Below are 1853 nucleotides of genomic sequence, written 5' to 3'. Positions count from 1 at the left end.
TCAAGGCGCTGGGTTTCGAGCCGGAGGATCTGCCGACGCTCTGGGGCGAAACCGCGCTGGAAGTGACGCGCCGGGGCACGATCAAGGCCGATTTCCGCAGCCATGAAACCAGCCTGCCGGGCGCCTTCGCCGTGGGCGATATCGTGCGCGGTGCAAGCCTTGTCGTCTGGGCGATCCGCGACGGGCGCGAGGCGGCGGACAGCATCCTGACCTACCTTTCCCAGCCCGCGCAGGTCGCGGCGGAGTGACAGAACACGGGGGCGTTTGCAGGGCGATCGGTCAAATCGGAAATCCATCGGATTTTCATCGGACTTTTATCGGACCTTTTGCGGACGCCCCCGATCAGCGAGACAGGAATGGGGCATAGGCCCTGACCCATCAGAGAAGGGGTCCGACCATGATGAAATTCGATGCCGACTGGGTGCCCCGCGAGGAAGCCCGGCGTGCCTTTGTCGCCGAGCACGGGCTTTACCGGCCCGAGGACGAGCACGCCTCCTGCGGGGTGGGTCTGGTGGTTGCGGTGGACGGCAAGCCTTCGCGCAAGGTGGTCGAGAACGGGATCGACGCGCTGAAAGCGGTCTGGCACCGCGGCGCGGTCGATGCCGATGGCAAGACAGGCGACGGGGCGGGCATCCATGTGCAGGTCCCGGTGCCTTTCTTCTGTGACCAGATCCGGCGCACGGGCCATGAGCCGCATCCCGACCGGCTGATCGCGGTGGGGCAGGTTTTCCTGCCGCGCACCGATTTCGGCGCGCAGGAAGCCTGTCGGACCATCGTCGAGACCGAAGTCCTGCGGATGGGCTATTACATCTATGGCTGGCGCCACGTCCCGGTGAATACCGAGGTGCTGGGCGAGAAGGCCAATGCGACACGGCCCGAGATCGAGCAGATCCTTATCTCGAATTCCAAGGGCGTGGATGAAGAGACCTTCGAGCGCGAGCTTTACGTCATTCGCCGCCGGATCGAGAAGGCGGCGGCCGCAGCGCAGGTGCCGGGGCTTTACCTGTGCTCGCTGTCCTGCCGCAGCGTGATCTACAAGGGGATGATGCTGGCCGAGCAGGTGGCCGAGTTCTATCCCGACCTGCTGGACCCGCGCTTTGAAAGCGCGTTCGCGATCTATCACCAGCGCTATTCGACCAACACTTTCCCGCAATGGTGGCTGGCGCAGCCCTTCCGCATGCTGGCCCATAACGGCGGGATCAACACGCTGAAGGGCAACCTGAACTGGCTGAGAAGCCACGAGATAAGGATGGCCAGTTCCGCCTTTGGCGATCTGGCCGAGGATATCAAGCCGATCGTGGCGCAGGGCTCGTCGGATTCCGCGGCGCTCGATTCCGTGTTCGAGGTGCTGGTGCGTGCGGGGCGCAATGCGCCGATGGCCAAGACGATGCTGGTGCCCGAGGCCTGGTCGCAGGCAGCCATCGAGCTGCCCAAGCCCTGGCGCGACATGTATGCCCATATGAACTCGGTGATGGAGCCCTGGGACGGCCCCGCGGCGCTGGCGATGACCGACGGGCGCTGGGTCTGCGGCGGGCTGGGTCGCAACGGGTTGCGGCCGATGCGCCATGTGGTGACCGGCGGCGGGCTGCTGATCGCGGGGTCGGAAACCGGGATGGTGCCGACCGACGAGCACGCCGTGCGCGAGAAGGGCGCGCTGGGTCCTGGGCGGATGATCGCGGTCGATATGCGCGAGGGCCGGCTTTACCATGACAGCGAGTTGAAGGACCTGTTGTCGGCCAGCCAGCCCTTTGGCGAGTGGCTGGAAAAGGTGCACGAGCTGGACGACACCCTGTCGGGCCCGGACGAGGTGACGCTGTACGAGGGCGGCGAGCTGCGCAAGCGGCAGATCGCGG

At 65.7% G+C, this 1853-nt stretch carries 2 pseudogenes; both read left to right on the top strand.

Annotated elements, in window-relative coordinates:
* Nucleotides 1-248, top strand: a pseudogene (locus ENN83_RS14410) (NAD(P)-dependent oxidoreductase); the annotation flags it as partial.
* 149 nt (nt 249-397) lie between these two features.
* A pseudogene (locus ENN83_RS14405) lies at nt 398-1853 on the top strand (glutamate synthase large subunit); the annotation flags it as partial.

The organism is Rhodovulum sp. (assembly GCF_011048875.1).
Taxonomy (GTDB): domain Bacteria; phylum Pseudomonadota; class Alphaproteobacteria; order Rhodobacterales; family Rhodobacteraceae; genus Rhodovulum; species Rhodovulum tesquicola.
The sequence above is the reverse complement of the archived record's forward strand: the minus strand, read 5'-3'. Positions and strand labels throughout refer to the sequence as shown.